Annotated in this window: 11 protein-coding genes; 1 reads left to right on the top strand and 10 read right to left on the bottom strand. The window is 61.5% G+C overall.

Annotated elements, in window-relative coordinates:
• A partial coding sequence (locus EN984_RS14155; RefSeq protein ID WP_206517427.1) for an arginase family protein occupies positions 1-333 on the top strand: 333 nt, incomplete at its 5' end.
• A gap of 2 nt (positions 334-335) precedes the next feature.
• Here the strand turns inward: EN984_RS14155 and EN984_RS14160 are convergent.
• The 10 genes from EN984_RS14160 to EN984_RS14205 form a co-directional block, all read right to left on the bottom strand.
• Positions 336-992, bottom strand: coding sequence for a DUF1629 domain-containing protein (locus tag EN984_RS14160; RefSeq protein WP_127271364.1), 657 nt, complete (start codon positions 990-992; stop codon positions 336-338).
• A gap of 64 nt (positions 993-1,056) precedes the next feature.
• On the bottom strand, positions 1,057-1,719 hold the full coding sequence (locus EN984_RS14165; RefSeq protein WP_127272303.1) for a glutathione S-transferase family protein: 663 nt from the start codon (positions 1,717-1,719) through the stop codon (positions 1,057-1,059).
• A gap of 50 nt (positions 1,720-1,769) precedes the next feature.
• Positions 1,770-2,240 (bottom strand): hypothetical protein, encoded by a 471-nt coding sequence (locus tag EN984_RS38740; protein WP_127271127.1) that lies wholly within the window; start codon positions 2,238-2,240, stop codon positions 1,770-1,772.
• A 5-nt stretch (positions 2,241-2,245) separates the two neighbouring features.
• A complete protein-coding gene (locus EN984_RS14175; protein WP_127271128.1) occupies positions 2,246-3,148 on the bottom strand; it encodes an aldose 1-epimerase family protein in 903 nt (300 codons plus the stop codon).
• 204 nt (positions 3,149-3,352) lie between these two features.
• Positions 3,353-4,069 carry a Bax inhibitor-1/YccA family protein gene (locus tag EN984_RS14180; protein WP_127271130.1) on the bottom strand — a complete coding sequence of 239 codons (717 nt, stop codon included), beginning with the start codon at positions 4,067-4,069 and terminating at the stop codon, positions 3,353-3,355.
• A gap of 23 nt (positions 4,070-4,092) precedes the next feature.
• A complete protein-coding gene (locus EN984_RS14185; RefSeq protein WP_127272302.1) occupies positions 4,093-4,866 on the bottom strand; it encodes an anti-sigma factor in 774 nt (257 codons plus the stop codon).
• Positions 4,863-5,378, bottom strand: a complete 516-nt coding sequence (locus EN984_RS14190) for a sigma-70 family RNA polymerase sigma factor (protein ID WP_236383399.1) — start codon at positions 5,376-5,378, stop codon at positions 4,863-4,865. Before EN984_RS14190 ends, EN984_RS14185 begins: the two co-directional genes overlap by 4 nt.
• A gap of 158 nt (positions 5,379-5,536) precedes the next feature.
• A complete protein-coding gene (locus tag EN984_RS14195; protein WP_023812014.1) occupies positions 5,537-6,070 on the bottom strand; it encodes a response regulator transcription factor in 534 nt (177 codons plus the stop codon).
• Positions 6,060-7,382, bottom strand: a complete 1,323-nt coding sequence (locus tag EN984_RS14200; RefSeq protein ID WP_127268839.1) for an ATP-binding protein — start codon at positions 7,380-7,382, stop codon at positions 6,060-6,062. Before EN984_RS14200 ends, EN984_RS14195 begins: the two co-directional genes overlap by 11 nt.
• A partial coding sequence (locus EN984_RS14205) for an MFS transporter (RefSeq protein WP_127383795.1) occupies positions 7,379-8,144 on the bottom strand: 766 nt, incomplete at its 5' end. The genes EN984_RS14200 and EN984_RS14205, both read right to left, overlap by 4 nt.

The following is an 8,144-nucleotide window of genomic DNA, read 5'->3' on the forward strand; positions in this document are numbered from 1 at the left end:
CGCTATGGCAGCCACTTCGTGACCGCCCGCGAGGTTCACGCTCAGGGCGTCGAAGCCGCGCTCCGGCATATTCCGGAAGGCGCGCGGGTTGTCGTCACCCTCGACTGCGACAGCCTCGATCCAAGCGTCATGCCGGGCGTGGCGGCGCGTACACCCGGCGGTCTCACCTACACGCAGGTGATCGACCTGATCGCCGGCCTCGGCAGACGGGCCCGGATCGCAGGGTTCGACCTTGTCGAGTTCTATCCTCCGGCCGATATCGACGGCCTGTCAGCGCTGACCGCCGCGCGCCTTCTCGTCAATGTGGTCGGCACCGTCGTCCGGCAGGTTTGATATCAAAACCCTGCTTTTCGCCGCAGACCGGCCCAAAGGCGCGTGAGCGAGCTTGCGGTTGAAATGCCCTTTTCCACACCTGGGTACTCGATCCTGCCTTGTCCGGCCGGCTCGTCGCTCCAGACCAAGTTGAAAGCAATGCCCTTGAGCCCAAGCTCCCCGATCCGGCGTACGATCGTCTCCTGCAGATAGATATCGGATATTCGCACCCCATCGGCACGCTCGGGCAGCTTGAATGTCTCGGTACCGCCGATTGCGTCCGCTCGAAGGACGAGGCTTTCGATCACCATTATGCCGCCGTCGTCAAAGCGAACGATCTTTGAACGTTCCTCGTCCAGCGCATCGATCACGGTGGTGACATTGAAGAGCGATATGGCCTCGTCGGCACGAAGCGGCAGGAATTCACCGTACGGTTCGAGGGTTGGCCGAAGCAACTTCAACGCCCTCGCCCGCAGGATGAGCACATGCTCGCCAAGCCATGGAAAATCTGAATATTGCCGGAGCGTACCGTCGTCGTGTTCGCACAGGATCTCCATCCCGGGCGGATGCCATTGTGTCTGCTTCCGGCCGCAGAGCATCGAAAACAGCTGGTAGTCGTCCGCCTGTCGGGGAAGGACCCATTCCTGTCCTTCGACCACGCTCAGGACATAGATATTCATCCGATCCCCCGCACATCATTGCCTTGGTAGGCTCGGCCTGCTGCGCGGCTCTTCGCGCGCGTTCTCACCGCTGGTCCGCGACAGCCGTTTGCGGCACCGGCGGCAATTCGGGTGCATCCATCCCCTTGAAAGGGTCACGCCAGGCGCCGATGTCTTCAAGCCGACGGTACCAGCGGCTGACAGAGGAATAATCGTCGAGCGGCAATCTGGCGGCTTCGTTGAACGGCAGGAAGGTCGCCATTCGAAAATCGGCATAGGAAACCGAATTCCCGACCAGCCACTGCCGCTCGGCAAGCACGGCGTCGAGTATTGCCGCGGCCGTATGGAATTGGTTTAGGCCCTCCTCCACCCGCTTCTGATCGATCGGGCCGATGCCGTACCGCTGTTTGGTCCCACGTTCGAAATGCACCATGTCGCAAGCGAATGCGAAGTGCTCCTTGCCCCAGCTCAGCCAGCGGATCATCTCGGGTTCGTCATCGCCGGTGCGCCAGAAATCCGAATGCGCATCGCGCGAGAGCCGGCAGGCTATGGCGTCTGCCTCCCAGAGGCTTTTTCCCTCTTCTTCCGCGAGGATGGGCAGCGAGAGATTGGGATTTAACCGGCGAAATTTCTCCGCTTGCCCCGGAGCGAATGGCGAGGCAAATTCAAATTCGACTTTCGCGTCGAGGTAGCGTGCCACCGCGAGCGCGAGCCGAGGGTTCGGATTGCGGCTGAAATACAGCTTCATTGGGCACCGACGGTCTGAGCGACCACGCCATAGTCGATCATGGGCGGTCTCTATGCAGCTTCGAAGCCAGCTCGAGCGTCCATGTATCCTGACGGACTGGGCTCGCTTTTCATCATCGTTTTTCGCCAAGCTTCCTGCTCGGCATTTATCAGAGCCAATTCCCAAACACAGGCAACAACAGATCTCTTTACCGTATCCATCGGTTCGGCGGCGGAATACAGCTTCCGATAGATATGCTGACAAAGCACCGAACCTTGTATCCACCAGTGAACCGAGATGGAAACACCCAGCTCGCCAGGATGAATAATCACAAAGCCCATGCCATTGTCGTCACCCTCGTCCACCACACGCGGCAGAACCTCCTGTCGCACGAATGACTGTGCCAGGGTCACCATGGGTCCGTCGACCTTCTTGTTGTCTGCGACGAGGCCATAGACTTTGAGCTTGAGACCGCCAATGTCCCATTGGCCCAAATTCAAAACACCACGTGGATGGTAGATCTCGATTGTTTCAGAATTCACTGGGCTCACTCCAATTCAGCCATTCGCGCACGACGCTGCAGCAGACGTACCTGATAGCTCAGAACACGCTTCGCGGCAGGCTCGATCAACATCACGCTAGGCTTATCGATAAACTCACCATCGAAATCCACCGGGCTTGCAAGGCCATGCCAGGGTTCGATGCAAAGAAATGGCGCGCCGCCGGGTTTGGACCAGATACCCAATTCCTGGAATCCCTGCCACAACATCTCGATCGCGGGACCGCTCTCGGCAGCGTAGCGCACGCTGGAACTGACGGGCCGATCCATGATCACCGCGTCCTCGCCGAAGAGCCTTTCGGAGAGTGCCAGCCTTTTGCCTTCCACAGGCGTCGGTTGTGGCGCTTTCAGCAGCAGGCCGTCCTTCAGGCGGCGGATCGGCGCTTGCTCGGCGGAGGCAAAGGTCAGCTGGTAATCCGTCTTGGCCAGATCCGGAAGCAAAGGCCAATTGAACGCCGGGTGCGCCCCGATCGATGCCGGCAGCGGCTCATCGCCGGTGTTGGTGATGTCGAAGGTCACATCAAGCTGATGGCGGTCCAGCGTGTAAGTCACTGCCAGGCGAAAGGCGAAGGGGTAGTGCGCGCGGGTATCGGCATCGTCGGTGAGCACCAACGTGCAGGATCGTGGTCCCCTCTGCGCCCAGGCGAACGGCTTGTCGCGCGCGAAGCCGTGCTGGGTCATCGGATAGGTCTGGCCGCGATGGCGCAGTTGGTCGCCCTTCAGCCGGCCGACGATTGGAAACAGCACCGGCGAGTGACGCCGCCATTCCGGACCGGCCTGCCACAGAAACTCTGTGCCGTCGGCATCGCGTAGGGAGACAAGTTCGGCGCCCTGCCCGACAACAGTCGCCGAGATGCCGTCACCGTGAAGCGTCAGGCTGTCCTGTTCCATGCGTCCTCGCGGCTATCTGGCGTGGCCGGCAGGCTAGCAAAAGGGGACGTGCGAACTCAAGAGCGGCAGATTTACATCGCGTCTCAGTCAGCCGCGATGAACGATCCACCGCACATGGCAAATGCTGCCTCAAATAAAAAACCGTGGCCGGAGGTTTCCCTCCGGCCACGGTAAGTTGCGAAATGTTGCCTGCTACGGTCCGGATTACTCGCGTTCGCCGGTGAAGTTCAGCAGCAGCTGGAAGATGTTGATGAAGTTCAGATAGAGCGAGAAGGCGCCGAAGACGGCAAGTTTCTGGCGCGATTCCGCGTCGAAATTCTCGGCATACTGTTCTTTGATCGTCTGCGTATCCCAGGCGGTCAGGCCGATGAACACGGCGATGCCGATCACCGAGATGGCGAACTGCAGCGCGGTCGAGCCGAGGAAGATGTTGACGATGCTGGCGATCACCACGCCGATCAGGCCCATGATCAGGAATGACGAGAACTGGGTCAGGTCGCGCTTTGTCGTGTAGCCGTAGAGACTGGTGGCGCCGAACATGGTGGCGGCGATGAAGAAGGTGCGCGCGATGCTGGTTCCGGTGAAGACCAGGAACACAGAGGCGAGCGACAGGCCCATGACCGCGCAGAAGGCCCAGAACATCGCCTGGGCACTCGCCGCCGACATGGTCTGCATTTTGAACGAGAACAGCAAGACGAAGGCGAGCGGTGCCAGCATCACCACCCATTTCAGCGGGCTGGAGAAGATCGGCACGTAGAGCGCCGGCGTCGATGAGATCATGAAGGCGACGAGGCCGGTGACCACCAGGCCGACGCCCATGTAGTTGTAGACGCGCAGCATATGCTGGCGCAGGCCCTCGTCGAAGATGGCTCCGGTTTGGGCGCCGGCGCCGACGCGATATCCCAGATTGGGGGTGTTCATTTGCGTTCTCCTTTGTGGATCGATCAGTAAAGCGTCTTGGCAAGCGTCTCGGCGGCGCGGTCGAGGTCGTGGACCTCGCTTCGTCCGACCACCGCATAGGCGACATCGCCGATCTGGAAATAGGCCGACGAAATGTCGCCCGAGGGCGCTATCGCCGGCTTGACGACGTCGAAGGTTCCGGGCCGGATCGCAAACAGCGACACCAGCCCCATGTCTTTCGTCTCGACCGCCATCTCGACGCTCGGCCCAAAGCGCGACGGATAGATCTGCACGTCGCGCACCCTCCAATCCGTCGGCAGCGACGGCATGACGATGGCAGTGGCGGCGCGGATTTCGCCGGCGTTGTAATTGGGCGTTTCCGCCTGCGATGGCATGCTCTCGCGCACCAGCGTCGTCCTGTGGGCCTGCACCGCCTCATCGACATAGGCGGGCGGCTGCGGCGAGGCGACGACCTTGGTCACCGACATCGGCCCGATGATGCCGTTTGCCAGCCAGCCGGCGGCGACGAAGCCGGCTACCGCCGCCGCGCGCTGCAACACGCCGAAGAGCCGGCCGCGGGCAAGCCCCCTCTCCAGCCGCCGCGCGGCATCGGCGGTCGCAGGGCGCGCCATGCCCTTGGAGCCGGCAAGCGCCACGCGCAGTTCATCGCGGGTCCTGAGATCCGACATCACACGCGCCGCCGCCTCCGGGCGAGCGGACAAGAATGCTTCGACCTCGATGCGGCGGGTGACGTCGACCTGGTCGTCGACATAGGCGTCGAGGTCGATATCGGTCACGGGATCGACAGTTGCGGTCATGACGGGCCTCCAACGATCCTGAGGTGGTTTTTTGCCTTCGCCGGCTCCTCCATCTCGCGCAGTGCGGCGCGCGCCCTGCCGATGCGGGACATCAGCGTGCCGAGCGGCACGCCGCTGGCATCGGCGGCCTGTTGATAGGAGAGGCCTTCGATGGCGACGAGGTGCAGCGCTGAACGCTGTTCTTCCGGCAGGCTGAAAAAAGCCTCGCGCACCTGCGCCAGGCGCACCGAATGTTCCTGTGGTGCCGGCGTGCTGCCGTCGGCCAGGTATCCAGCCTGTTCGACGCGCGACGCTTCGGACTTGCGGGACCGCATCTTGTCGATGAAGGTGTTGTGGACGATCGACAGCAGCCACGCGCGCAGGTTTCCGCCGGAGCGGAACGTGCTGCGCCGCTCATAAGCGCGCACCAGCGCGTCATGGACAAGATCCTCGGCGTCGGTGCTGTCGCGCGTCAGCGAGCGCGCATAGCGGCGCAGCGAACCGAGCTGTCCTATGATGTCAAAACGTGGCATTGACGGTTTCATGTCCTGTTTACGGAGCATGTGGGGATTTTAATCCCTGCCCTGCCAATTTTTTCCCTTCGGAGGACATCGTTCGAATGTAACGATTGTTGCCGGCATCAATTTTATCATTGGTATCGGCACGATGTGCGATGCCCGGTAGATCGTGCCTACTTCACACGCCTCTTCTCCAGCTTCCTCGCCAGCGTCCGGCGGTGCATGCCCAACCGTCGTGCTGTCTCGGAAATGTTGAAGTCGGCCTCCACCAGCATTTCGTGGATGCGCTCCCATTCGAGGTTCTTTATCGAGGTTGGTCGCTCGGCGAGCGGCACCGAAGCATTGCCCTCGACCTGGCCGAAAGCGGCTTCAATGTCGTCGGTGTTGGCGGGTTTGGCGAGATACTGGCAGGCGCCGAGCTTGATCGCCTCGACAGCGGTGGCGATGCTTGCAAAGCCGGTCAACACGACGATCCGCATTTCAGGATCGTGCTCGTGCAGCGCCCTGACGCATTCCAGGCCCGAGCCGCTGGCGAGCTTGAGATCGACGACGGCATATTGGAAGGCAACGGTGCCGATCAGCGCATGCACGCCGTCGACGCTCCGGCAGCTATGCGTTTCGTAATCACGCCGTTCGAAAGACCGGCGCAGTGCGTTGGCAAAGGCGATATCGTCCTCGACGATCAACAGCGTGCGTTTAGTCGGCATTGTGCCCTCGTGGAGACAGAGCAGCCAGTGGCAGATGCAACGTAACCGAAGCTCCCCCCTCGGTTCTATTTCTTACGGTGACGGTACCCCCCAGCTTGCGGATGACATTGACGACCAGAAACAGGCCGAGCCCGCTACCTGGCCGGTTCTTGGTCGACGTATAGGGCTTGCCGAATTCAGCAAGCATGGCTTCTTCAAATCCCGGTCCCACGTCGACAACTTCGATGATGAGATCGTCCGCCTGGCGGCTGACGGTCAACCCCACCCATAGAGGCGACGCTTCAAGTGCGTTGTCCAGTACATTGAACATCACCTGTTTGAGCGCGGGATCGGAGACGATCTCCTGGTTGGCGCCGAAACGCCTGGTGTATTCGAAGCCTTGCGGCAGCCGTGTCGACTTCCATTCGGCCACCAGCTCCGCCAGGAAGGCGTCGACGGAGGTGCGAACCGTGCCTTCGCCGCGCAATTCGCCCGACGACATCAGGATTCCCGAAACGATCTTCTTGCAACGGTCCAACTGGCCCTGCATCTCCCGGATTTCCTGCGCCAGATCCGGATCTGCCTCGAGAGCCGGCATGCGCTGCCAGTCATTGAGGATGACGGAAAGCGTGGCCAGCGGCGTGCCGAGCTCATGCGCGGCACCGGAGGCGAGCAGGCCCATCCTGACGATGTGAGCCTCCTCCGCCGACTGCTGGCGCAAATCCGCAAGATGGGCGTCGCGGGTGCGAATGTTGTTCTGGACCCTGGTGATGAACAGCACCAGAAGCGTTGCCGCCAGGACGAAACAGATGAACATGCCCTGGATGTGCAGGCTGAACAGCCCGGCCCCGTGTGCGGCGGGCAGGCTGATCTCACGGTAAAAAGTAGTCAGCGCGATGAAGCACGTGCTTGCAATGAAGACAAGCGCCCAAACCGACCATGTCTCCAGCAGCACCGCGCCCAGGATGACCTGGAGCAGGTAAAGCGAAATGAAGGGATTGGACGCGCCGCCGCTCAGGTAAAGCTGGACCGTCAACGCGGTGACGTCGAGCAGCAGTCCAAGAAACAGCTCGGTGTTGGTGATCGCGTCCTGGCTGCTGTGCCGGCGCAGGCTGGCGACATTGAGAGCGATCAGCAGCAGGATCACCACCGCCATCGGGACCAGCGGCAATCCAATGCCGAGCACGTAGCGGACGAACAGGATCGTCACGATCTGACCACCGACCGCGATCCAGCGCAGTTGAATCAGAAGCAGAAAATTCTGTTTGTTGGTCTTGTCGTGCAACGTCATTGGGCCGGGAGGTCCCCAGCCCTGGCCAAGCAGGTCACTCAAGCGGGCGTCCGATCCAGGCGCTGGTTGAGTCTCAGCGCAAGCAACGTGCATAGCGCTCCCGACAACAGATAGGCGCCTGATGAGATCAGCCCGAAATGGGCGGACAGGAACAGGGCGACTATGGGGGCGAAGCCCGCCCCGAACAGCCAGGCGAGATCCGAGGTCAGCGCCGCCCCTGTATAGCGGTAGGTCTTTGAAAAGTTCGAGGCGAGTGCTCCTGAAGACTGGCCGAACGACAGGCCGAGCAGGACGAAGCCCAAGACCATGAAGACGGACTCTCCGACGAAGCCGCCATCGAGCAGCTGTGGCGCGAAACCGCTGAACACGGCAATGGCCACCGCCGAGCCTCCGAGCAAGGGCCAGCGCCCAACCCGGTCGGCGACGAAGCCCGAGATCGCGATTGCCGCCAGGCCGAAGAAAGCTCCGATCGTCTCGATGACGAGGAACCGTGCCGGTCCCTCGCGCGTGAACAGGAAAATCCAGGACAGAGGAAACACCGTCACCATGTGGAACAGGGCGAAACTCGCCAGCGGCGCGAAGGCGCCGAGCACGACAGTGCGCCCTTCGGCGCGCAACGTCTCGCGGACGGAAGTCGGCTCCAGTTCCTGGCCTTCGAACAGTTTGGTGTATTCCGGCGTCACCACGATGCGCAGCCGTGCGAACAGGGCGACGACATTGATGGCGAAGGCGACGAAGAACGGGTAGCGCCAGCCCCAGCTGAAGAAGTCTTCGGCCGACAGGTTGCCGACGAAATATGCAAAC

The organism is Mesorhizobium sp. M7A.F.Ca.CA.004.12.1.1 (assembly GCF_003997835.1).
Taxonomy (GTDB): Bacteria; Pseudomonadota; Alphaproteobacteria; order Rhizobiales; family Rhizobiaceae; genus Mesorhizobium.